The 24,481-nt window shown below is 45.2% G+C and carries 22 protein-coding genes; 12 read left to right on the forward strand and 10 right to left on the reverse strand.

Features of this window, described 5'->3' with window-relative positions; genetic code table 11:
* Positions 1-7: 7 nt before the first annotated feature.
* The 7 genes from rpiB to AC622_RS00145 form a co-directional block, all read right to left on the reverse strand.
* Complete coding sequence (gene rpiB / locus AC622_RS00115) at positions 8-484, reverse strand: ribose 5-phosphate isomerase B (protein ID WP_049669212.1); 477 nt, start codon at positions 482-484, stop codon at positions 8-10.
* A 90-nt stretch (positions 485-574) separates the two neighbouring features.
* Positions 575-1,783, reverse strand: coding sequence for an MFS transporter (locus tag AC622_RS00120; protein ID WP_049669213.1), 1,209 nt, complete (start codon positions 1,781-1,783; stop codon positions 575-577).
* Between the two features lie 2 nt (positions 1,784-1,785).
* Positions 1,786-2,211 (reverse strand): MarR family winged helix-turn-helix transcriptional regulator, encoded by a 426-nt coding sequence (locus AC622_RS00125; protein WP_049669214.1) that lies wholly within the window; start codon positions 2,209-2,211, stop codon positions 1,786-1,788.
* A 179-nt stretch (positions 2,212-2,390) separates the two neighbouring features.
* Positions 2,391-3,206 (reverse strand): undecaprenyl-diphosphate phosphatase, encoded by an 816-nt coding sequence (locus tag AC622_RS00130; protein WP_049669215.1) that lies wholly within the window; start codon positions 3,204-3,206, stop codon positions 2,391-2,393.
* 149 nt (positions 3,207-3,355) lie between these two features.
* On the reverse strand, positions 3,356-4,084 hold the full coding sequence (locus AC622_RS00135) for an amino acid ABC transporter ATP-binding protein (RefSeq protein ID WP_049669216.1): 729 nt from the start codon (positions 4,082-4,084) through the stop codon (positions 3,356-3,358).
* Complete coding sequence (locus tag AC622_RS00140; RefSeq protein ID WP_197089881.1) at positions 4,071-5,513, reverse strand: amino acid ABC transporter substrate-binding protein/permease; 1,443 nt, start codon at positions 5,511-5,513, stop codon at positions 4,071-4,073. The genes AC622_RS00135 and AC622_RS00140 overlap by 14 nt, the downstream gene beginning before the upstream one ends.
* 397 nt (positions 5,514-5,910) lie before the next feature.
* Positions 5,911-7,593, reverse strand: a complete 1,683-nt coding sequence (locus tag AC622_RS00145; RefSeq protein WP_049669217.1) for a hypothetical protein — start codon at positions 7,591-7,593, stop codon at positions 5,911-5,913.
* 210 nt (positions 7,594-7,803) lie between these two features.
* Between AC622_RS00145 and galE the strand changes: the two genes are divergently transcribed.
* Together galE and AC622_RS00155 are read left to right on the forward strand one after the other, a co-directional pair.
* Complete coding sequence (gene galE, locus AC622_RS00150) at positions 7,804-8,835, forward strand: UDP-glucose 4-epimerase GalE (RefSeq protein ID WP_049669218.1); 1,032 nt, start codon at positions 7,804-7,806, stop codon at positions 8,833-8,835.
* Positions 8,836-8,945: 110 nt separating this feature from the next.
* Positions 8,946-9,725, forward strand: coding sequence for a carbon-nitrogen family hydrolase (locus AC622_RS00155; RefSeq protein ID WP_049669219.1), 780 nt, complete (start codon positions 8,946-8,948; stop codon positions 9,723-9,725).
* Between the two features lie 71 nt (positions 9,726-9,796).
* Here AC622_RS00155 and AC622_RS00160 read toward each other — a convergent pair whose 3' ends face one another.
* On the reverse strand, positions 9,797-10,732 hold the full coding sequence (locus AC622_RS00160; protein WP_049669220.1) for an ABC transporter substrate-binding protein: 936 nt from the start codon (positions 10,730-10,732) through the stop codon (positions 9,797-9,799).
* A gap of 174 nt (positions 10,733-10,906) precedes the next feature.
* On the opposite strand from AC622_RS00160, the gene AC622_RS00165 reads away from it, so the two are divergent.
* Genes AC622_RS00165 through AC622_RS00175 form a run of 3 tightly spaced genes read left to right on the forward strand, consistent with a single transcriptional unit; the run spans position 10,907 to position 13,702 of the window.
* Entirely contained in the window at positions 10,907-11,893 is a 987-nt protein-coding gene (locus AC622_RS00165) for a FecCD family ABC transporter permease (protein ID WP_053103785.1), read from the forward strand.
* Positions 11,890-12,894 carry a FecCD family ABC transporter permease gene (locus tag AC622_RS00170; protein ID WP_049669222.1) on the forward strand — a complete coding sequence of 335 codons (1,005 nt, stop codon included), beginning with the start codon at positions 11,890-11,892 and terminating at the stop codon, positions 12,892-12,894. Before AC622_RS00165 ends, AC622_RS00170 begins: the two co-directional genes overlap by 4 nt.
* A 25-nt stretch (positions 12,895-12,919) precedes the next feature.
* The gene (locus AC622_RS00175) at positions 12,920-13,702 is read left to right on the forward strand and encodes an ABC transporter ATP-binding protein (RefSeq protein ID WP_049669223.1); all 783 of its coding nucleotides are present in this window, start codon (positions 12,920-12,922) and stop codon (positions 13,700-13,702) included.
* Positions 13,703-13,720: 18 nt separating this feature from the next.
* Here AC622_RS00175 and AC622_RS00180 read toward each other — a convergent pair whose 3' ends face one another.
* A complete protein-coding gene (locus AC622_RS00180) occupies positions 13,721-15,175 on the reverse strand; it encodes an alpha-amylase (protein ID WP_049669224.1) in 1,455 nt (484 codons plus the stop codon).
* Between the two features lie 350 nt (positions 15,176-15,525).
* Here AC622_RS00180 and purU point away from each other — a divergent pair, with 350 nt between their 5' ends.
* From purU to AC622_RS00210, 6 genes are all read left to right on the forward strand, one after another.
* The gene (gene purU / locus AC622_RS00185; RefSeq protein ID WP_049669225.1) at positions 15,526-16,425 is read left to right on the forward strand and encodes a formyltetrahydrofolate deformylase; all 900 of its coding nucleotides are present in this window, start codon (positions 15,526-15,528) and stop codon (positions 16,423-16,425) included.
* A 39-nt stretch (positions 16,426-16,464) separates the two neighbouring features.
* Entirely contained in the window at positions 16,465-17,397 is a 933-nt protein-coding gene (locus AC622_RS00190; RefSeq protein ID WP_049669226.1) for a sugar-binding transcriptional regulator, read from the forward strand.
* 1,125 nt (positions 17,398-18,522) lie between these two features.
* Positions 18,523-19,824, forward strand: a complete 1,302-nt coding sequence (locus AC622_RS00195) for a pyrimidine-nucleoside phosphorylase (protein ID WP_049669227.1) — start codon at positions 18,523-18,525, stop codon at positions 19,822-19,824.
* Between the two features lie 31 nt (positions 19,825-19,855).
* The gene (gene deoC / locus AC622_RS00200) at positions 19,856-20,530 is read left to right on the forward strand and encodes a deoxyribose-phosphate aldolase (protein WP_049669228.1); all 675 of its coding nucleotides are present in this window, start codon (positions 19,856-19,858) and stop codon (positions 20,528-20,530) included.
* A gap of 141 nt (positions 20,531-20,671) precedes the next feature.
* Positions 20,672-21,856, forward strand: a complete 1,185-nt coding sequence (locus tag AC622_RS00205; protein ID WP_049669229.1) for a NupC/NupG family nucleoside CNT transporter — start codon at positions 20,672-20,674, stop codon at positions 21,854-21,856.
* A gap of 110 nt (positions 21,857-21,966) precedes the next feature.
* Positions 21,967-23,163, forward strand: a complete 1,197-nt coding sequence (locus AC622_RS00210; RefSeq protein ID WP_049669230.1) for a class I SAM-dependent rRNA methyltransferase — start codon at positions 21,967-21,969, stop codon at positions 23,161-23,163.
* 45 nt (positions 23,164-23,208) lie between these two features.
* On the opposite strand, the gene AC622_RS00215 is transcribed toward AC622_RS00210, so the two are convergent.
* A complete protein-coding gene (locus AC622_RS00215) occupies positions 23,209-23,454 on the reverse strand; it encodes a hypothetical protein (RefSeq protein ID WP_049669231.1) in 246 nt (81 codons plus the stop codon).
* 156 nt (positions 23,455-23,610) lie between these two features.
* On the opposite strand from AC622_RS00215, the gene AC622_RS00220 reads away from it, so the two are divergent.
* A complete protein-coding gene (locus AC622_RS00220; protein ID WP_049669232.1) occupies positions 23,611-24,315 on the forward strand; it encodes a class I SAM-dependent methyltransferase in 705 nt (234 codons plus the stop codon).
* Positions 24,316-24,481 lie beyond the last annotated feature (166 nt).

Below are 24,481 nucleotides of genomic sequence, written 5' to 3' on the forward strand. Positions count from 1 at the left end.
AAAAGGGTTATGATTCAATTTCAGAAAGCTTTCTCAGATGCTTCTCTGATATCTCATCGACCTTCTTAACACGGCGGACGTACTTTTCCACATCTCCCATAAAGTCAGTCTTCATCCATACATCGACAATCTCGTGGGCAATCGCTGAGCCGATGATTTTACCGCCTAAACAGAGCACATTGCTGTTTGTGTGCTCGCGAGCCAGTCTGGCACAGAATGGATCCTGGCAGACAACGGCGTTCAGGCCGTAGATTTTATTCGCAATCATCGCACTGCCATAGCCGACGCCATCGATGAAAATGCCGCGCTCTGCTTCCCCGCGTGCAATGGCAATAGAAGCAGGGTAGATGGAGTCTGGCAGGTCAGCTGCTTCTGTGCTGTGTGCGCCAAAATCGACGATCTCATACCCCTGTCCTTCTAGAATTTCTTTAATCTCTTGTTTCAGTTCATATCCAGCATGATCACTCGCCATAGCTATTTTCATGATGAATTCCTCCTCTAATAAAAGTGTTAATGATAGATTGTGCATGATTGAGGGCATTTATGCTCTTGAAGCCGGCGGGCCGAATTAATCTCAAATTGAAATAGTGGATTGCTCTTGCGACCGGATTTCTCGTTCCTTCCTGCCGTGCAGCCGATTGTATAGGAAGATGAGGAATAAGGAGCAAACCCCTAAGTAAATAAATAAATGACTGAATCCGGTGAAAGGTACAATGAGTCCAAGCAGTGATGGTCCAAAGCCAAGACCGCCGTCTAAAAAGATATAGAAGGTTGAAGTAGCGAGTCCCATACGATGAGGCGGTGTCAGCTTGATGGCAATCGCCTGTGTGCAGGATTGCATATTTCCAAAGCCAAGACCAATTAACACACCAGATAATAGCAGCGTAAGGGCATTGGACGCCGTACCGAGCAGCAGCATCCTTATTGCAAGCAGGATGAAGCCTGGATACATAATCACGTTTGGTCCCTTTATGTCCATCAACCGTCCGGTGAATGGACGTGACAATAGAATGGAGACAGCATAGATGACAAAGAAAAAGCTGGCGGCCTCCGTTAGGTTTCTCTCAGCTGCATAGGAATTCAGGAAAGAAAGGACACTTGAATAGCTAAAGGCAATGCCGAGCGTGATGAAGGCAATCGGGAGCGCCTTTGGCTCCAGATAGTCTGAAAGCTTGATCTCTTTTGTCTGTGGTGTCAATGCTTCAGTCTCAAGCGGCGGAATATGCGCAAAGAGAGAGAGCGTCAGCGAGATGGCGCCGAGTACCAGGCAGAAAAGAAAGATATTGGCGAATGTTGTGTGCTGGCTCATCAACAGACCGATGAACGGTCCGCAGGCGGTGGCAAGTGTTGCGCTCATGCTATAATAACCGATTCCTTCTCCTTTTCTGGAGGCCGGAATGATTTGGGCAATAATCGTACCGGATGCGGTGCTGGCCATTCCAAGTGCAAGTCCGTGCACGAAACGAGTGAACAGCAGGAAAGCGATGCCGAACTCGAAAAAGTAAAGAAGAGTGGTCAGCGTAAATAACAGCGCTCCCACCCATAAGGTTCGTTTGCGGCCAAACTGGCTGATGAGCCGGCCCATAAACAGACGACTGATCAATGTTCCGATGATAAATGTTCCGGTAACAAGCCCGGCTTGGCTTGCGGTTGCATGATACGTATCGGCGGCATACATGGCAATAGTAACAACAAGTAAGTAAAAGACAAGTGTGAGCAGGAAGTTAATGAACGAAATAAGAACAAAGTTTTTTGTCCATAATCTGTCCTTTAGCTCGGCCATGTTTATTCCCCCTTTAATAAATTGGTGCGAATCTGCTTAAGAACATGAATCGCGTCCGTGAGTTTCTCCTCTTTAATCCCCTGTAAAATCTCTTGTTCAAATTGATCGACAACAATGCGAATATCCTGATAAACGCTCTTGCCGCTCCTGGTGAGCTGCATTCGCTTCTCTCGTTTATCCGTGCTGGCAATCTGCTCGACATAGCCCTGCTCCTGCAGGCGGTGGACCGTGCGGGTCGTCGTTGGTTTCTCAACACCAAGGTAATGAGACAGCTCCACGAGCGTAACGGATTCATACTTCGCCAGATAAAAGAGAACCGTCCACTGGGCACGCTGTATCTGATGTTTGCTGAGGATAGCGTTCAGCTGATTTTCAAACGGTCGATAAACAAGCATAAATTGATAGAAGAATTCCTGAAATCCCTTCATTGTATGTACCTCCACGCCATTTGGTTACCTTTGGTAACTATTATACTTTAGCAAATGGGACAGGGGAGTGTAAAGGGATTGAGGTCAGGGGAAGCGCAGCCATATAAACATAAAAAATCCCTCTTCAGGATCTATCAAAGATCTTACAGAGGGATTGTGATACGTTTTACAGCGATGCCTTAAGCGAAAATAATGACTAATGTACCGACGATAAAGCAGTATATGGAGAAATAGCCAAGCTTCCCTTTTTGCATGATGTTCATAAACCATTTCAAAGAGAAGTAAGAGGCAACTAAGGAAGTAACGAACGCAAATAGGTACGGTACCATCAGTTGATTAATGGTTGGATCCGTTACTAAGTCGGAAACGGATAGGATCATTCCGCCTAGACTGATGGGAATGTAAAGGAAGAAGGAGAACTTTAAGGCAGTCTCACGATTCATTCCCATTGCCATAGAGGCAACAACGGTTGCACCGGAGCGGCTGATTCCAGGAATCAAGGCAACAGCCTGCGCGCAGCCGACAATGATGGCATCCTTAAAGCTGAGCTCACCTTCTGTTTTCCGGCCTTTAAGATTTCGAATGAGCCATAAGGCAATACCAGTAATGATAAGGGTGAACCCGATAACACGTACGCCTTTAAAGATAGAGGCGATTTGGTCCTCAAACAGCATCCCAATGACGGCCGCTGGAATGGTGCCGATAATGAGGTAAAGAATGAAATAGAAATCCTTCTTCATTTCATCGGTTTTCTCAGATGAGAAGAGGAATTCGAATCCGTTTTTAATAATTCTGGCTAAATCATGTCGATAAATAATCACAACTGCGATTAAGGATGCGAAGTTCACGAATAGCTCGAAGCTGAGCCCAGGTATCTCCATGTTGAAAAAGTGCTGGAAGATAACCAAATGTCCGCTGGAGGATACAGGGATTGGTTCGGTAATCCCTTGAAGCAATCCTAGGAGGACATACTTGATAATTTCGATAAATTCCACTGCTATACACACTCCTCGTACAAAAATAACATGACACTATCATATCACAATCCGAACATCGTCCCATAAAGGTCTATGGAGTTATTATTTACCAATGGATAGAGGCGAAAAAAATGCTGCCACTCTTGTGACAGCATTGGTCTTTATTCTTATAATACTTTGTTCAAGAAATCCTGCGTACGTTCATGCTGCGGGTTGGAGAAGATCTCTGTTGGTGTTCCCTTCTCAACAACATAGCCGCCGTCCATGAAGATGACTTGATCGGCAACCTCACGCGCAAAGCCCATTTCATGGGTTACGATGACCATTGTCATACCCTCGTTAGCCAATTGCTTGATAACATTCAATACCTCGCCGACCATCTCTGGGTCAAGGGCACTTGTCGGTTCATCAAAGAGCATGATATCTGGGTTCATTGCTAGAGCGCGTGCAATCGCAACACGCTGCTTTTGACCGCCGGATAATTGTGCCGGCTTGGCATTTGCTTTATCTTCAAGTCCAACTTGAGCAAGCAGTTTATGGGCTTGCTTCTCAGCTTCCTCTTTTGTTGCCTTTTTCAATTGAACCGGTGCCAGCGTAATATTCTCAAGCACCGTCATATGAGGGAAGAGATTGAAATGCTGGAAGACCATCCCGATATTTTCGCGGACTTTGTTGATGTCCGTTTTTTTATCTGTGATGATCACATCATCGACTTCAACCTCACCTTGGTTGACATCTTCAAGTAAGTTTAAGCAGCGGAGCAGGGTACTTTTACCAGAACCAGATGGACCAATTAAGCAGATGACTTCGCCTTCTTTGACTTCAAGGCTGATATCCTTTAGTACCTCAAGCTGTCCGTATGATTTCTTTAATCCTCTTACTTTAAGCTTTCCCATTTTGGATCTTCCTTTCCATACGGTTCGATACTTTTGTCAAAATCATGATGATGATAAAGTACATAACACCGACGATGAGCCACATTTGGAAGGATTCCAGGTTACGGGCGATGATAATCTTACCGCTTTGCGTCAGCTCATTGATGCCGATAATTGAAAGGATGGATGTATCCTTTAGGGTAATAATGAATTGGTTAATGATCGATGGAATCATTAAACGGATGGCCTGTGGAAGGATAACCTTCGCCATAGCCGTTTTGTATGGAAGTCCAAGGCTTCGAGCCGCTTCCATCTGTCCTTTATCAACAGATTCAATCCCTCCGCGGACAATCTCAGCCATATAGGCACCAGCATTTAAGCTTAAGGTGATAATACCTGCTGTTACAGCCGAAATACGGAAGTCAAGTGCAGCCGGCAATCCAAAGTAGATGAAGAATGCTTGGACAATCAACGGCGTACCGCGGAATATATCTACGTAAATGGTCCCGATTGCGCGAAGCACAGAGTTGTGCGCCACACGGCATAGACCGAATAATACACCCAAAATAGAGGCGATAATAAGCGAAACGACCGTTAAGATCAACGTCATTTTTAAGCCCTTCATGAGACTTGGGAAGCTTTCCTTCAACAAGCCGAAGAAGCCATTTTCTGTATCAGAGCTTTTCTTCGCTTCTAAATATTTATCAAGAATATCTTGGTATTCACCAGATTCTTCAAGGTTAGCGAGACCATCATTGAACTTTTCAAGAAGCTCAGTGTTCTCACCTTTAGCGACAGCAAATCCATAAGAGCCGCCAACCTCTTTTTCAGTGACAATCTGAAGACCATTGCCTTGAGCTACCCCGTAAGCAAGGACCGGATAATCATCAAAGACGGCTTGAGAGTTGCCAGTTTTAACATCATCATACATATTGGCAGAATCATCGAATGTGACAATTTTGAAGCCGTACTCATCCTGGATGCTTTGAGCAAAGCTTGCACCTTCTGTACCAGTCTTAACTGCTACTTTCTTGCCGTTTAGATCTTCATAAGAAGTTATGTCCTCATTTCCTTCAGCGACAGCCATAACGACGCCAGATTCGAAATAGGGATCAGAGAAATCAAATTTACGTTTACGTTCATCAGTGATGCTCATGCCGGCAATTACGCCGTCCACTTGTTTTGATTCAAGAGCTTGTACCGCTGCATTGAAACCGAGCGGCTTAATTTCCACATTAAATCCTTGATCTTCCGCGATTGCATTCAGCAAATCGATATCTATACCGACGAATTCGCCATTTGTATCTTGGAATTCAAAAGGAGCAAACGTGATATCTGTTGCGATTGTATATGTTTTTCCCTCCGCACTTGTGAGGTTTGGGAATACAAATGAAGCAACCGAGATAACCGCTATCGCTAACGATAACATTAACTTGGAAAATTTCTTCATGTTGGAGCCTCCTTTAAAAATTCGTTAAGAAACCCTCTCTATATAGACACATTCTCGAATAGAAAAAGTGATTGAGGAAAAGAGCAAAAAATGCATGTCTTTATGAGTATATAAAAAATTTCTATTCTTTTGCAATGAATTTCTTTCCATGCCAAATTATAGAAATATAGGGATCTGGATATATTCTTTGGTATCAAACTGCTGTAAGAAGCTGATAAAAGTACATTTGCCATGCTTAGATTGCACAAGTGAAAGGGATTTTATGATAGGTGGAAAGAGTGAATATGTAACTGTTTTTAAAAAATTCTGAAATAATTTAAATAGAAAAGAATGTCTCTAATAAGTTAACAAGAAGAGACCAGGAAAATGATGGCCTGATCTCTTACATTCATTTATATTATTTCAGGTTATCAATTTCAATGGTATTTACCGGTAAAAACGTTTCTCCTGTATCCATATAGGTGATGGATACCTCATCTCCCTCCAGCAGATAAATAATGAGCGGTTCCTTTTCAGATGACATCGTATAGCTTTGGCGGTTATCAAGCAAGAAGGATACAATAGTATTTTCCCCTGATTTCTCTTTGTAAACCCGCAAAACCTTTCCACTCACCTGTTTTTCCTCTGAGGAAGAGGAACCTGATACGGTTCCGCCGCCTTTTTGGAGAGCGGTCTTATATAATTTCAAGGCTTCTGCTGGTGATGAAGCATAGGCAGTAATCTCAGGATTGGCAGCAGATACAATATGGTAATTCTGCAGATATCCATTTGAATCGAGTACAGCTGTCAGCCAGCTGGCCTCGCCGTAGAAATTATAGAGGATTGGCATTTGGCCCTTCCATTTCTTCTCGATGAAGGCCTTCTCGATGATTTGGAGTGCTCCCTCTGAATCCATATAGGATTCCTCTAGACTGCCGGTATAATACGTTGCCTCACCAGTCCGAGCGTTTGTCAATGCATATCCGAGCATGGAGTCGACTCCTTCTTTCGGACTCGTGAAATCGGTGAAATAGTACATCACGCCATTCTCATCGAAAATCGGACTGACATTTGCCTCTGTTCCTTCATCGGAAGGGAGCTTAACGTCAGATTTCCCAAAATAGCTATTCCAGAAGCCGTGTACATAATTACCGAAGTAGCTGTTCTGAAGACTGACGGCCTCCGGTGCTACAGCACCATCAATGAATTCAGGGGCCTTCTCTAGCGAATAGGCTTTTGTTTTGCCTGTTTTAGCATCCATCACAGCGACACCTTTAACGGAGAAGCCATTGCGGGCAGAAATAAAGTCGCCATAGGACTGAACATAGAATGGATTGCCATTATCATCTATTTCAAGCTGAACATCCCCGTAGAAGATGTAGGTCGGATATTGAAGCCTAAACCAGCGCTCTGTTTCCTTGTTGAAATAAGAAGAAGGGGTGTAGGCCATTTCCGACTTAACGAAGGTCGGGTTAGCGGTGGAATCTGTTGCGCTCAGCATAAAGTAACCCGGTGTTTCCTTGCCTTTGAACCATTTAAAGAAGCCTGAGAATTCAACGGGAGCGATATACACATACTCTCCATTCACCTTTTGGATTTGCAGATTACCAAGCTCGTAATAGCTTGTGTTTGGTACCTGGCCAAAGGCCTTCTTCATTTTGTTGCGGGCGAAATCAGGAGGGACGCTCGCAGGTGTCTCCTTCTCGTCAAATGTCTTGATCTCCGTTTTCGTCTCCATCTTGGAAATGTCATATTTCTCATTTGCATTGAACATAAAGGCGGATAGGAGATAGGCACTCGCTAATAAACTGATGAGAAATAGAATGCCCTTGATTTTTTGCTCAAGCCCGCTTGACAGCAAAACACCAACAGCTGTGAAAATCAGGGCTGGGAGCCAGAGAGATGTCACATTTAAGTCTTGATTCGTTATGTAGTAATATAGAAAAAATCCGATCAAACAGAGGATGGCGAGTCCGCCAAAAGCCTGTACTCGCAATCTGCCTGTTAGGCGAATGTGAAGCCTCTCATTACTGGTAACTGGCAGCAGGACAAAAGCTGAAATAATTCCGACAATCAATGAATAAAGGATTAAATACCCCATAATACACTCCTTTGTTAATTTACTTACTCTAATCATACGTATAAGGGAAGACAGATGATTCACTTTTTGCTCACATTATTTCCGTTTAAGTCTTACATTTGGCAAAGAAATAGATCAAGAGTGCTTTCAACCCCATTGTTCTTATCTTTCCATAACACGAAGTTTCAGATATTATTGAGTATATAGTTTGATAGGAAAAGAGGGAACGGAATGACTATTTTGATTACAGGCGGAGCCGGATACATCGGCAGCCATGCAGCAGTTGAATTTTTGAATGCAGGCTACGAGATTGTTGTCTTGGACAATCTTTCAAACAGTCAAAGAGAAGCGATTGATCGAGTAAAGGAATTAACCGGAAAGGACTTCCCATTCCATCAGGTCGACCTTCTCGATTATGAAGCAGTGAACGAATTGTTCGAACAATATCCAATTGATTCGGTTATCCATTTTGCAGGGCTTAAGGCTGTTGGGGAGTCTGTAGCCATTCCGCTGAAATATTATGAGAATAACATTACAGGTACATTGAATCTATGCCGTATCATGGCTAGCCACGGTGTGAAGAAGCTTGTCTTCAGCTCTTCCGCAACTGTATATGGTATGCCGGACCGTGTGCCGATTGATGAGTCATTCCCATTGTCAGCGACAAATCCATATGGACGAACAAAGCTGATGATTGAAGAGATTCTACGCGATGTGTATGTTTCTGACGCAGAATGGAGCATTGCCTTACTTCGTTATTTCAACCCAATCGGTGCTCATGAAACAGGTCGAATCGGTGAGAATCCGAATGGCATTCCGAATAACTTGATGCCATATATCACGCAGGTAGCCATCGGGAAGCGCGAAAAGCTTTCAGTCTTCGGAAATGATTATGATACCCATGATGGTACAGGCGTACGTGATTACATCCACGTTGTAGACCTTGTAAAGGGCCATTTGAAGGCACTTGAGTATATTAATGACAAAACAGGTGTTGAAGCGTTCAACCTTGGGACAGGAACAGGCTACAGTGTGCTCGATATTGTCCATGCCTTTGAGAAAGCGAGCGGACAGCAAATTCCTTATGAAATAGTGGATAGAAGACCGGGGGATATTGCGGTATGCTACGCCAATGCTGACAAGGCAGCCCAATTGCTTGGCTGGACAGCAGATTTAAATCTTGAAGATATGTGCCGTGATTCTTGGAACTGGCAAAAGAAAAACCCGAACGGATATAAAGAAGATGAGCCTGCTGTGAAATAAGCAGGAATGGGAGCAAGCGAATGGATCGCCTGCTCCTTTTTTTAATTGCTTGCGGCGCGCATCAAAGTCCGATACCCTTGATATAACAAAGATCAGGGGGTGGGCGGCTGATGAAAATCGCTTGTTTGCAAATGGATATTAAGTATGGAGAACCGGACGCCAACCGAGAGAAGGCGAAAAGGATGATGGAGGAAGCTGCTGAGAATGGAGCTGATGTCATTGTCCTTCCAGAAATGTGGAATACCGGCTATCAGCTTGATGAGCTGGCACAGATTGCTGACCAGGACGGACAGAATACAAAGGAGCTTCTATCAGCGCTTGCTGCAAAATATCAGGTAAACATCATCGGCGGATCGGTCTCGGTAAAAAGGAAAGAAAGCTACTATAATTCCATGTTCATTTTTGACCGCCAAGGAAATCAAGTGGGAGAGTATGATAAAGCCCATCTATTCACTCTGATGGATGAGCATCACTATTTGGAGGCTGGACAGAGATCAAATTTCTTTCCAATCGATGGTATGCTATGCGGCGGTGTGATCTGCTATGATATCCGCTTCCCGGAATGGATTCGCAAGCATGCGCTCGGCGGGGCCAATATCCTCTTTGTCCCAGCTGAATGGCCGAAGCCCCGTATCGACCATTGGGAGATTTTACTTAAAGCCCGTGCAATTGAAAACCAAATGTATGTTGTTGCTGTCAATCGTGTCGGAGCAGACCCAAAGAATATCTTCAACGGCCATTCCATGGTTATTGCCCCTTGGGGAGAGGTCATCTTAAACGGAGGCGAGGAAGAAGGAATAGGCTATGCGGAGGTCGACCTTGACGAAGTCAGAAGAGTGAGGGAGCTCATCCCAGTCTACAAGGACCGCCGCGAATCCTTATACGAATGAACCAGCTCAAGCAGTGAACTTGGTAAATTTAAAAAGGGCTGCCCCCAAAGGGACAGCCTAAATTTTTATGATTATTTCTTAATAGACTCTAACACTAAATCGATCGTCACATCATTTGCGATTTTTGCATTTGTCGTCCAGTTGCTGGAATCCTCGAAGAAATACACTTGATCCTTCTCTACAGCAGGAATGGATTTATATACTGAACTGTTCTCCAATGTTTCAATTCCTTCCTCATTAGCTGCTGCTGCAATAAATAAATGGTCAGCATCTAAATCAGCCAATGCCTCAAGAGAAATGGCTTGCCAAACATCCTGACTTTCGCCTAAATCACTAATATAGGTAGGCATTTTAATGCCAAGGTCCTTATAGAGTACATTAGAGGCATAACGATCTCCTTCAAACACGAAGAATTGCCCGCCTGTCACCCAAATGATTGCCGCTGATTCATCCCCGATGGCCTCTTTTACTTGAGCTTTTGCGTCCTCTGCTTTTTGCTCATAATCCTCAATTGCCTTCTCAGCAGTATCTTTCTTGCCGAAAAGCTCACCCATAACCGTTAATTGTGTTCTCCAGTCCTCTGTATCCTCAGATTTAAATACATAGGTTGGGGCAACCTTAGTATATTCCTCATACATGCCTTCTTGGATGGCAGCTTCGGACTCGAACATGATTAGGTCCGGTTCCGCTTCAATAACATCCTCAATTGGCATATCCCATGAAATCAATGGAACATCAGCAAGCTTATCTTGCAGGTATGTATGAACAGAGGTACCGATTGACCATTGAGCTGCAGGAGTAAGGCCAAGTGTCACAAGATAATCCTCCATATTAGGAGCAAGAATTTTCTTTGGATTTGCTGGAAATGTCATTTCTCCGACAGCATCTGTCACCTTTTTCTCAGAGCTGCTCTCCTCCGAGCTGTTATTTGAACTGCATGCCCCAAGAACAAGCATCAGGCAGGCAAGGCATATCATTGTAAACCATGATTTCTTACTTATTACCATTGATTAATCCTCCTTTAAATTGTAAAATATACTGGTTATACTGAATGATAATTATTCTCATTTACAAAGTCAATGGAATTTAACTTCCAAATAGATAAAATCGTTTAATTCAGGTAAAGGATTTGGTTGCCGATGCAGGGTTACAATAAAGAAAAAGGCAGGGGCATCAAGAGAATGAGCTTGGTTACAGTGCTGGCGGTCATTCTGTTGGCTGTTGTTTTAATGGTCTCACTCATGATAGGCACGAAACTATATGGGCTTTCAACTATCTGGGAGGCTCTTTTCCATCGCGCACAAAATAATATAACGCATGACATCATCTGGGATATCCGCCTGCCAAGAGCAATTGCTGCAGCCCTTGTCGGCGCTTTTTTAGCCGTATCTGGTGCAGTGATGCAGGCTTTGACACGAAATGTACTGGCAGAGCCTTCCCTATTAGGCGTTTCCAATGGGGCTGCCTTCGCTTTAGTGTTAGTATTGACCATTTTCCCAGGATTATCGAAGCTGGAGACGATGTTTGCTTCAATGGCTGGTGCAGGACTTGCTGTATTGTTTGTCTTCTCCCTGTCTATTCTGGCTAAGGGCGGCATTACCCCGGTAAAGCTGGCGCTTGCCGGTATGGCGACAGGAATGTTCCTAAGCTCCTTAACGACAAGCATTGCGCTTTATTTTGATGTCTCCAAAAATATTAGCTTCTGGTATGCAGGTGATCTTTCGACAAGCAGCTGGACCGATGTGAAGCTATTGCTCATCATGGGGACTGTGGGATTGTTCATTGCCTTCTCTATTTCCAGGGCTTTGACCCTATTATCACTCGGAGAGGAAATCACAAAGAGCCTTGGCGTCCATATTGGTCTTGTGCGGACAATGGGCGTGATAGCCGTTTTGATGCTCACTGGCAGTGCAGTTGCTGTCTCAGGTACGGTTGGTTTTGTCGGCTTGGTTATCCCGCATATTACGCGAATGGCGATAGGGGGCAAGTACGGCAAATTACTGCCTGTGGCTGCTCTCTTAGGAAGCACCCTATTGGTTGGTGCAGATGCGATATCGCGTACGATTAACGCACCATATGAAACACCTATCGGCGTTTTGACGGCTGTCATCGGCGTACCGTTCTTTCTATATATGGTCAGGCAGAATGGAAGGAGGCTGTTTTCATGAGTCAGCAAAGAAAAGTTCGGCTCATATGGACCTTGCTTAGTTTCCTGATTATCGCTGCTTGTCTCATCAGCTTTAATGTCGGCACAGTTTCAATCTCGCCAATTGAGGTTTGGCAAACGATTATTGGACAAGGGACACCAAAGCAGGAATTGATTCTGCTTGAAATCAGACTTCCGGCTATCATTCTTGCCCTGATGGTTGGAACAGGCATGGCCTTATCAGGAGCGGTGCTGCAGACAGTGACACGCAATGAATTGGCTGAGCCGGGGATTCTCGGCATCAATGCCGGAGCAGGATTAATGGTTGTGCTTTATATTACGCTATTTCAAGGCTCCCTCAGCAATATGAGTCTTTTAAGTACATTCGCAATGCCGTTCTTTGCTTTTTTAGGTGCTATGCTGACGGCAGTCTTGATACTTTTTCTTTCATGGAAGCAAGGCCTGCATACGATTCGCCTTCTCCTTACAGGCATTGGCATCAATGCAGGCATAACGGCTATCTTGACGGCCTTGCAGCTAAGGCTGAACCCGCATGATTTCATGAAGGCTTTAACATGGCTGTCAGGGGATCTGTGGGCGACTCAATGGAAATACGTATGGACGCTTGCACCGTGGTTCCTTTTGCTCATCCCAGTCATTCTCTATAAATCACATGTATTAAATGTTCTGAACCTGGGGCCGCTTGTCTCAACAGGTCTTGGCATCCGCACGGAAAGAGAGAGGCTGACATTGATTGTGCTTGCCGTAGCGCTCGCAGGGCTGGGAGTAGCAGCAGGTGGGGGGATTGCCTTTTTAGGCTTAATTTCACCCCATATTGCGCGCAAGCTAGTTGGACCGAAGCATCAATATCTTTTGCCGACTGCAGCGATGATTGGTTCGCTCATCTTGATACTGGCAGATATGCTTGGCAAGAATCTGCTAGTGGTTGATATACCGGCTGGAATAATCGTGTCAATCTTGAGCGCTCCTTATTTTATCTATTTATTGCTTAAAACGAAATAAAGAAGGAAAGAAGGGTGACGGGGAAATGAGCCTGTTTGCACGTGATCTGACAATCGGATATGAAGGGAAAATCATCGTTCCTAAACTAAATATGGAAATAAAAAAGGGAGAAATCACGGCCATTATCGGACCGAATGGCTGTGGGAAGTCGACCATTCTCAAAACGATGGCACGCCTTCATAAGGCAAGCGGCGGGGGAGTTTATTTAGACGGGCAGGATATTCACCGTATGTCCACGAAAGGGCTGGCCCGGCAATTGGCTATCCTCCCGCAATCCCCGCATGCACCGGAGGATTTAACCGTTCAGGATCTTGTTTCTTATGGAAGGACTCCTTATCAGTCCGGCTTCTCCCGCTTTACGGCTCATGATCTTGAAATGGTGGAATGGGCGATAGAAGAAACAGGACTGTCGGCATTTAAGGATACCCCAGTCGATTCCCTGTCAGGAGGGCAGCGCCAAAGAGCATGGATTGCCATGGCCATTGCCCAAGAGACGGATATCCTCCTGCTAGATGAACCGACAACCTATCTTGATATGGCTCACCAATTAGAGGTACTAGAGCTTCTCGGGAAACTGAACCAAAAAGACGGCCGCACGATTGTCATGGTCATTCATGACTTGAATCATGCAAGCCGTTTTGCGGATGAATTGATTGCTGTGAAGAAGGGACAGCTCATCTGCCAAGGAACTGCAGAGAAAGTAATCAGCCGAGAAGTGCTGCGAGAAGTATTCGATATAGAAACAAATATCGTAACTGACCCGCAAACATCCAAGCCGGCTATTCTATCCTATAATTTAGTGCGGTAAATTCGCGCTTATCCCTTCCTAGTCAGGAAGAATCCAGACTGATACGCTTCCCCCGTTAACAGGGAAGACAGCCCAGCCGTCATCGCCTATTTCAACGGTATCGCCTCGGTTCTCTGTATAATCCACCCACATTTCGCCGGCGCGCTCCTCACCGACGAACATGCGCTTTTCGCCATTATCACCATTGGAGATAACAACGGCACAGCCTGAACGCTCGTGCTCGCTTGTGCCCATCCGTACCCATCCGATGGTATTTGGATGATCAAAGTAATCAACCTGCTCTCCGTAGGCTTTATGAACCCTAGCATAAAGAAGAGGGTCGATCAATTTGCTTTTGCGTCCGACCGGTTCTTCACCGCCGACACCGTAATAATCGCCATAGAAGACACATGGATAGCCATCATGACGCAAGAGAATCAAAGCATAAGCGGATTGCTTGAACCAATCCTGAATCCAGGACTCGAGCGATTCACCAGGCTGGGAATCATGGTTATCAACAAAGGTGACGGCATTTAGCGGGTTCGCTTGGACGAGGGTATCATCAAAGATGGTTCGTAAGTCAAAATCACGACCGGCTTGTGAGGCATGATGAAGCTTGAAGTGGAGAGGGACATCAATTAAATCAACGGTAAATTCAACCTTCTGCAAATATTCCTGGCAAGCCTTCAAATCGGGATTCCAATACTCGCCAAACATATAGAAATGATCGCCATGAGTTTGATGCATCTCAAGGGCAAAGTCTCGAATAAACGTGTAATCAATATGCTTAACAGCATCCAATCGGTATCCGTCACATTGCAAGGTCTCAGTCAGCCATTTGCCCCATTTAATCATTTCCTCCCTCACGACAGGATGGTTATAATCAATATTGGCAAACATAAGGTAATCATAATTGCCGAATTCGAGATCGACATTATCATTCCATCCTTTATGGTCGCCCAGAATTTTGAAAATCCCTGTCCGGACGGTCCCTTCATCATAATCGGTTCCATTGAAATGCTCGACATTCCATTTGAAGGAAGAATATGTATCTCCTCTGCCGGGGAACGTAAATTTCGTCCAGCCGTCAATGTCAAAAGGACCGGATATTTCCTTCATTCGATTATTCTGATCGACTTCAATAACCTTGAATCTCTCTGTTTCATCAGCACCGGCCTTATGATTCATCACCACATCCGCATATACACAAATATCATTCTCCTTGCATGCCTCAATAGCTTCAATCAGCTCATCCTTTGTTCCATATTTCGTCCGGATGGAGCCGTTTTGGTCAAATTCACCTAAATCATATAAATCATAAATGCCGTAACCCGTATCTTCAGGTGTTTGTGCCTTTGTTGGCGGTGGAATCCAAACGGAATCGATGCCTTTGTCCTTAAGCTCAGACGCAAGCTCCTTCAGTCGTTTCCAATGGGTTCCATCGGGTAGAATATGCCACTCGAAAAATTGCATCATCGTATGATTTTGACTCATTGCATCCACCCCTTATCTCTTTCTAAGCGGCTGTTGATAACAGAAATAGTGATTTTTCGCTGAAAACCTCATGCTGCACTTAGTCCGAATCAACTTTGTCTAGTTAAAAACCAACGCCCCTCATGACTAATCCGATATAAACGACTATTCTTAACAAAATAAATACCCATATGCCATCCAGTTACAAACATATGTAGAAAAATAAGTATTACAAAAAGGATAACACCAAGGCATTCAGCCTGGTCAAACCCTTTGTCAGCATGTCTTCCATGGAACTCAAGCCTTCATTAAACCCCCGTTTAAGTGATACACTATTAATACAAAAAGAGGGATGAGAGGCGGAGGATTGAATGGAGTCTATAAAAGAACGGCAAGTACGGCTGTATCAAGAAAGCCAAAAGGATAAAGCCAGGCTTTTAATCAGCTGTCCGGACCAGCCTGGGATCGTCGCAGCTGTATCGGATTTTCTCTATAAGCAAGGGGCCAATATATTAGCCTCCAATCAATATTCGACTGACAGGCATAACGGGACATTCTTCATGAGGGTAGAATTTGAGGCTCCAGAGCTGGATAAAAAGGAAGCCTTGTTCAAAACAGGATTCACAAATGTAGCCGAACAATTTGGAATGAAGTGGGATGTTGTTTTTGCCTACAAGCTAAAACGAGCAGCTATCTTCGTTTCAAAGGAACTCCACTGTCTGCGGGAATTATTATGGGAATGGCAGTCAGGGGATCTGATGGCAGAGATTCCGCTTGTCATCAGCAATCATGAGGATGCGCGTGAGGTCGTTGAATCACTGCAAATCCCCTTTTATCATATCCCTGTTACAAAGGAAACGAAGAAGGAGGCAGAAGAGGAGCAGCTGCGTCTTCTGACTGAATACAGCATAGATACAATCGTCCTTGCCCGCTATATGCAAATCCTCTCTCCGGAATTTGTCGCAAGGCAGAAAAACAAAATCATTAATATTCATCATTCCTTCCTGCCTGCCTTCGTCGGGGCAAAGCCATATGAACGTGCCTTCGACCGAGGAGTCAAACTCATTGGCGCTACCTCTCACTATGTCACGGATGACCTGGATGAAGGGCCAATCATCGAGCAGGATATCATGCGGGTGAACCATCAGGACGATGTCCGCATGCTAAAAAAAATCGGAGCATCCATCGAACGAAGCGTGCTTGCACGAGCAGTGAAATGGCATCTTGAAGACCGAATCATCGTCCATGGCAATAAAACAATCGTCTTTTGACCACCAAGAAATTGAAGAAACTAGGGGATAAATAGACCAATGGATAAAAACGATAAAGTCATTGAAGCAGCAAAATTATATTACCTGCTCGACTGCACACAAAATGAAATCGCCAAAAAACTAGGAGTCTCAAGGCCGACCGTCTCACGCATGCTTCAAACAGCCAAAAGAGAAGGCATCGTGCAAATAAAAATTTGCGAAAAAGCCGATCGTGTCACAGACCTCGAAGCAGAGCTCGAACAAAAATACGGCCTGAAAAAAGCTGTCGTCGCCTCCATCGGACAATATGAAGACCATATCATCAAAACGACAATTGGCTTAAAAGCAGCCGAATATCTTGATTCCATCGTTCAGGACGATGACATCATCGGAGTCACATGGGGAACGACCATCTACCATGTCGCAGTCGAGCTGAAGAAAAAACAAGTGAATAATGTTCAAATCGTCCAGCTGAAGGGGGGCATCAGCCTATCTGAAACTAACACCTATGTCTCAGAAATCCTGTACCTATTCGGCAAAGCCTTCAACGCCTCCCCGCATTACCTACCGCTGCCGGCCATTGTTGACAACGTCGTCGTCAAAGAAGCCATCATGGCCGACCGCCACATCAAGCGGGTCATCGATATGGGCAAAAAGGCAAATATCGCCTTATTCACATGTGGACAAATCAAACCCGAATCCCTGCTCTTCAACCTCGGATACTTCTCCGATGAGGATGCCAACATGCTCTACTCAAGCGCTGTAGGAGACATCTCCTCCCGCTTCTACGATAAAGACGGGCATATTTGCAGCAAAAGCCTCAACGAACGCACACTCGGAATTGGGCTCGATGAACTGAAGGAAAAAGACTACTCAATCTTGGTCGCCGGCGGCTCCCGCAAAATCGACTCTATCCACGCAGCCCTCAAAGGCGGATATGCAAACGTGCTTGTCACCGATCAATACACAGCTAGATTTCTATTAGATAAATGAATGAAAGGAAGTGGGGCGGCGGCTCTGCTTCTTTTTTGGTTGGCAGGGGAAAATAGGGGGAAGTGTGGGGAAAGCGTGACGAAGCCCACCCAATGCCCATAGGACACCCACCCTTTGCCCATACAAAGGGGGTGAAAGGTGGGAAAAGGGTGGGGAAAGCATGACGAAACCCACCCAAGTCCCAAAGAAAGCCCACCCTTTACCCATGCAAAGGGGGTGAAAGGTGGGAAAAGGGTGGGAGAAGCGTGACGAAGCCCACCCAAGACCCAAAGAAAGCCCACCCTTTACCCATGCAAAGGGGATAAAAGGTGGGAAAAGGGTGGGGAAAGCGTGACGAAGCCCACCCAATGCCCATAGGACACCCACCCTTTGCTCATACAAAGGGGGTGAAAGGTGGGAGAAAGATGGGGAAAGCGTGACGAAGCCCACCCAATGCCCATAGGACACCCACCCTTTGCCCATGCAAAGGGGGTGAAAGGTGGGAAAAGGGCGGGGAAAGCATGACGAAGCCCACCCAAGTCCCAAAGAAAGCCCACCCTTTACCCATGCAAAGGGGGTGAAAGGTGGGAAAAGGGTGGGAGAAGCGTGACGAAGCCCACCCAAGACCCAAAGAAAGCCCACCCTTTGCTCATACAAAGGGGGTGAAAGGTGGGAAAAGGGTGGGAGAAGCGTGACGAAGCCCACCCAATGCCCATAGGACACCCACCCTTTGCTCATACAAAGGGGGTGAAAGGTGGGAAAAGGGTGAGGAAAGCATGACGAAACCCACCCAAGTCCCAAAGAAAGCCCACCCTCAACCCATGCAAAAGGGGTGAAAGGTGGGAAAAGAGTGGGAGAAGCGTGACGAAACCCACCCAAAGCCCATAGGACACCCACCCTTTGCTCATACAAAGGGGGTGAAAGGTGGGAAAAGGGTGGGGAAAGCATGACGAAGCTCACCCAAATCCCATGTTTTCTTCCCCTTATTTTGGGAATAGTAATAATTTAAATGGAAGATTCATTAAGTTTTACATTTGTTCACATCTATTTATTACAATTGTTCATTGTTTGTGGTATAGTAATTTTGTAAGTGCTACCAATTACTATATGTTTTTCAGCAACTTCATAAAATGGGGTGTAAAAATCATGAGAATGGTTGATGTTATTGAGAAGAAGCGTAATGGGCATGAATTGGATCAGAAAGAGCTTCAATTTGTGATTGAAGGATTTACGGATGGAAGTATTCCGGATTATCAAATGTCAGCCTTTGCGATGGCTGTTTATTTTCAAGGGATGACACAGGAGGAGCGCGTGATTTTGACGCAATTGATGGTTGAGTCAGGCGATCAGATTGATTTGTCCGCGATTGAAGGAGTTAAGGTGGACAAGCATAGTACTGGCGGTGTTGGCGATACGACGACACTTGTTCTTGCTCCGCTTGTGGCGGCGCTTGATGTACCGGTTGCGAAGATGTCCGGCCGCGGGCTTGGTCATACAGGCGGTACGATTGATAAGCTTGAGGCTGTTCCAGGTTTCCACGTGGAGATTTCGAATCAAGAGTTCATTGATTTGGTGAATAAGAATAAAATTGCCGTGATTGGCCAAAGTGGTAATTTAACACCAGCAGATAAGAAGCTGTATGCGCTGCGTGATGTGACAGCTACAGTGGATTCCATTCCGTTGATTGCGAGCTCGATTATGAGTAAGAAGATTGCCGCTGGGGCAGATGCGATTGTCCTTGATGTGAAAACAGGGGACGGGGCATTCATGAAGAACTTGGATGATGCGAAGGAATTGGCTAAAGCAATGGTTGATATCGGTAATGGTGTTGGCCGTAATACGAAAGCGATTATTTCAGATATGAGCCAGCCGCTTGGATTTGCTGTCGGGAATGCACTCGAGATCAAGGAAGCGATTGATACCCTTTCTGGTAATGGACCGGCTGATTTGAATGAGCTTTGCTTAACGCTTGGAAGCCATATGGTTGTCCTTGCAGGAAAGGCGGACACGCTTGAAGAAGCTCGTCAAAAGCTGGAGGAAGTCATGAAGAATGGCCGTGCGCTTGAAGTATTCAAGACATTCCTTGCTTCACAAGGTGGGGATGCGAGTGTTGTAGACGAGCCATCCAAATTGCCTCAAGCGAAATACCTAATTGAGGTGCCGGCGAAGGAAGCAGGGTTTGTAGCCAAAATTGCTGCTGAGGAAATCGGCGTAGCAGCTATGCTTCTTGGAGCGGGCAGAGCAACGAAGGAATCAGAGATTGATTTGGCCGTTGGAGTTGTCCTCAATAAGAAGGTTGGAGATGAGGTAGCCAAGGGTGAGTCCCTCGTGACCATTCATGCGAACCGGGAGAATGTTGAGAACGTCATGAGCATGATTTATGAAGCTTATGAAATCAGCGGAGAGAAAACAGAAGCTCCGACATTGATTTATACAGAAATTCACTAATTCATTTTTAGGAAAGTAGGTTCAGGAAGATATGGCTGAAAAGTTAACAAGTTTAATTGACCACACCCTTTTAAAGGCTGATGCGAGAGAAGAACAAGTGTTGAAGATTGTTGAGGAAGCAAAGGAGTACAAGTTTGCCTCTGTTTGCGTTAATCCAACATGGGTGAAGAAATGTGCCGAATTATTGGCTGATACACCAGAAGTGAAAGTTTGTACGGTTATTGGCTTCCCTCTTGGGGCAAACACACCCGAAGTGAAGGCATTTGAAACGAAGAATGCGATTGAAAATGGCGCGGATGAGGTTGATATGGTTATCAATATCGGTGCTATGAAGGATGGCCGTTACAACGAGGTTGAGGCGGACATTAAGGCAGTCGTTGAAGCAGCGAAGGGTAAAGCACTCGTGAAGGTCATTATCGAGACATGCCTATTAACAAAAGAAGAAATCGAGAAAGCATGCCAATTGGCTGTATCAGCTGGTACAGATTTCGTGAAGACATCCACTGGGTTCTCAACAGGAGGAGCGACAGTTGAAGATATCGCTCTTATGAGAAAAACAGTTGGACCGGAAATCGGCGTGAAAGCATCTGGGGGCGTTCGCAGTCTTGAAGATGCACAAGCAATGGTGAAAGCAGGAGCAACGCGAATCGGGGCAAGCTCCGGTGTATCCATTGCTAAAGGGGAAACAGCAAGTTCTGATTATTAATGGGGAATAAATGGGTTCATTTTGGCAGAAGCTAGAAATGGACAGGTCCTCATTTTTTGGCCCCGTCTCTTCTAAGGAAACGGGGCTTATTTACGGCCACAGGATGGAAAATTTTGGGAGAACATCTTAGCGGAGGGAAACATGAAATATCTCATCTCAATCATCGGGATTTTAATTGTACTAGGATTAGCTTATATCGTTAGTAATAACCGAAAAGACATTAAGTTTAAATATATCGGTATCATGATAGTGCTGCAGGTTCTGTTGACACTATTGCTGCTCAATACGAAGGTTGGCTATTTCATTATTCGCGGCATTGCGATTGTATTTGAACAGCTTCTTCGATATGCAGAAGAAGGCATTGTCTTTGTTTTTGGAGGAATTGCCAATGAAGGACAGGCGCCATTCTTCCTGACAGTGCTCCTGCCAATCGTCTTCATTTCTGTCTTGATTGGTATTTTGCAGCATTTTAAGATTCTCCCATTCATCATGCGGGGAATTGGTTTTCTGCTCAGCAAGGTCAATGGAATGGGGCAGCTGGAGTCGTATAATGCGGTTGCATCAGCCATGGTTGGTCAATCAGAGGTTTTCATTACGGTAAAAAGGCAATTGGACCAGCTGCCTCCAAATCGTTTGTACACTTTATGTGCCTCAGCAATGTCGACCGTTTCGATGTCAATTGTTGGTTCATATATGACGATGATCAAACCTGAATACGTCGTAACAGCCCTTGTGCTGAACCTCTTTGGCGGATTTATCATTGCCTCCATTATCAACCCATACAAGGTTGACCCTGCTGAGGATATTCTTCCAGTGGAGGAAGTCGGCAAGAAACAAACCTTCTTCGAGATGATCGGGGAATATGTGATGGATGGCTTTAAGGTTGCCATCGTCGTTGCTGCGATGCTCATCGGATTTGTCGCCTTGATTGCCTTTATTAATGGCACATTCGATCAAATCTTCGGGGTTACCTTCCAGCAGTTACTTGGCTATATCTTTGCCCCTGTTGCTTTTATCATGGGGATTCCTTGGAGCGAGGCGGTTTCTGCCGGGGGAATCATGGCAACGAAGCTTGTGACCAATGAGTTTGTCGCCATGGTCAGCTTGACGGATATTGCCGATACGTTCAGTGAACGGACGCTAGGTATTCTATCTGTCTTCCTCGTCTCATTTGCGAACTTCTCATCTATTGGGATTATTGCCGGAGCGGTTAAAGGGCTGAATGAACGTCAAGGAAATACGGTCGCCCGCTTTGGATTGAAACTTCTATACGGAGCAACACTTGTCAGCATCCTTTCTGGACTGATTGTCGGGCTCATCATTTAAGCAGATTCCTCCTGGAATCTGCTTTTTTCTTGTCTATGATTTAACTTTTGCTGTTTTTCGTTATACTATAGGGTAGTTAATAAAGACGAATGTAGAGAGTTGTGATAGATATGCAAGAATTAACATGCGAGATTAAAGCGCGGGACAGTAAGAAAATGAAAGGCGGTTTCCCGTTAATTTATAAAAATGCAGTGGCCAACCCAGAACAGCTTCGGGACGAAGGAAGCATTCTGAATCTAGTGGATGAGAAGGGTCAGTTCATTGGAAAAGGTTATTATGGCAATCAAAATAAGGGAATTGGCTGGGTTTTGACACGTAAGCGCAGTGAAGCCATTGACCAGTCATTTTTTGATGCGAAAATAACAAAGGCCCTGCGCGCACGTTCAGCCTACTTTACGAGTGAAAAAACAACAGCCTTTCGCGTATTTAATGGGGAAGGTGACGGCATTGGCGGGCTGATCATCGATTATTATGATGGCTTCTTCGTTATCCATTGGTATAGCCAGGGAATTTACACCTTCAAAGAGATGGTGATTGCCTCGTTACAGAAGTGGGAAGGCGGATATAAGGGCATCTATGAGAAAAAACGCTTTGATACGAAGGGGAAATATATTGAGGATGATGACTTCGTTGCAGGTGTGCGTGGAGAATTCCCGCTGATCGTAAAGGAAAACGGGGCGAACTTTGCCGTTGATTTAAATGATGGCGCCATGGTTGGCGTATTCCTTGACCAGCGTGATGTGCGCCGTACAATTCGTGACCGCTATGCAAAAGGCAAAACGGTGTTAAATATGTTCTCCTATACAGGGGCGTTCTCTGTGTTTGCAGCTCTTGGGGGAGCCAAGAAGACAACGAGTGTGGACCTTGCCAACCGAAGCTATGCAAAGACGATTGAGCAGTTCAGCATCAATGGCATTGATTATGAGAGCCAGGACATCATTGTGGAGGATGTATTTAAATACTTTAAGTATGCAGCAAGGAAAGAATTGAAATTTGATATGGTGATTCTTGACCCGCCAAGCTTTGCAAAATCGAAAAAATTCACCTTCAGTGCAGCGAAGGATTATACGAACCTCTTGAAAGAAACCATTGCGATTACAGAAAGAAACGGCATGATTGTCGCCTCAACAAACTGCAGTGCGTTTAATATGGACAAGTTCAAAGGATTCATTGATAAAGCCTGCAAGGATATGAAATGCCGTTACCGCATACGCGAGGAATTCTCACTCCCGACTGATTTCAAAACGATACCTGAGTATAAGGAAGGGGACTATCTAAAGGTCGTCTTCATTGAATTGATTGGATAAAAATAAGAGGAAGCCGCTTTATGAGAGCAGCTTCCTCTTAACTTTTTAGAAGAATAAAGCACCGAGGGCAAATCCGCCAATTAAGCCAAGAGCCAGCGGGTAACCCCAGCCCCAGCCCCAGCCCCAGCCCCAACCCCAGCTATAGCCTCCGCCTTGTCTGCCGCCGTTTGGTCTAATCCAAACATGCTTATTCGTAACACGGGTGATAACGCCAGTATGTTTCCGGCCGTGAATATCGGTAATGCACACATTACGTCCGATATTTCTATTACAAAGCTCATAATAATTCATGAGGAAAGAACCTCCTTCCTGAATCGGTTTCTCTGTATTGTATTTTTGTTTGGACAACTTGCCTGTTTATATACCTATAAGAATCGTTTTTTATTGATGCGGAACACAAAAGGGGGGCATTCATACAATGGCTAAAAAAGGGGGGAAGGGTGCAATATGTATACGTATATGGATCTATTATCAATCCTTGGAATCGGCGGGGCCCATCCAGGCGGAATCAAGGCGACTGATATCATGCTCGGAGGGGAACCCATTAATCAGCAGACAGTCATTCTTGATGCAGGATGCGGAACTGGGCAGACGAGTGCTTATCTTTCATCGCGCTATGGAGCCCAAGTTGTGGCGCTTGATAACCATCCCATAATGGCAGAAAAGGCGAGACAGCGTTTCAGCACGCTAAGCCTGCCGGTTCAGGTCATCGAATCCTCGCTTGAGAACATGCCTCTTGCATCAGGCTCAGTGGATTATTGTTTGTCCGAATCTGTCCTTTCCTTCGCGGACTTTTCTCCATCCGTGAACGAAATTCACCGGGTTTTGAAAAGTAACGGCGTCCTCTATGCGATTGAATTGACTATAGATGGACCAGCAGGACAAGGGGAAAGGCATGCGATTGGGTCCTTCTATGGATTCAAGCAAATGTGGACAGAAGGGGAATGGAAGGCAGCATTCCATCATGCGGGGTTCCGTGATGTACAAATTCAAGAGCTTCCATCCTTTTATGATGATGAGGAGCCGCTGACTGATTTCCTCCCATCTGAGAACATACCGGAGCAAATCTTCCAGGTGCTCTCTGCCCATGAGCAAATGCTCAAGCAATACCGACATTTGATGAATTACCGGATTATACGGGCTCAAAAGTGAAGGGGAGGTAGTTTTTGATGGATGCGGGATTAGAAACCGCTTCTTTCTTTTCCTGCTCCTTGTTAGCTGATAGCCCCTACAAAGGGGAGCTGATTTACGGCTGTTCATTTCGCCCATAAACAGAGAGGAATCGCCCTTAACTGGAGAAATCGAGCGAAATCCTTTC

The sequence above is a fragment of the Bacillus sp. FJAT-27916 genome (assembly GCF_001183965.1).
Lineage (GTDB): Bacteria > Bacillota > Bacilli > Bacillales > Pradoshiaceae > Pradoshia.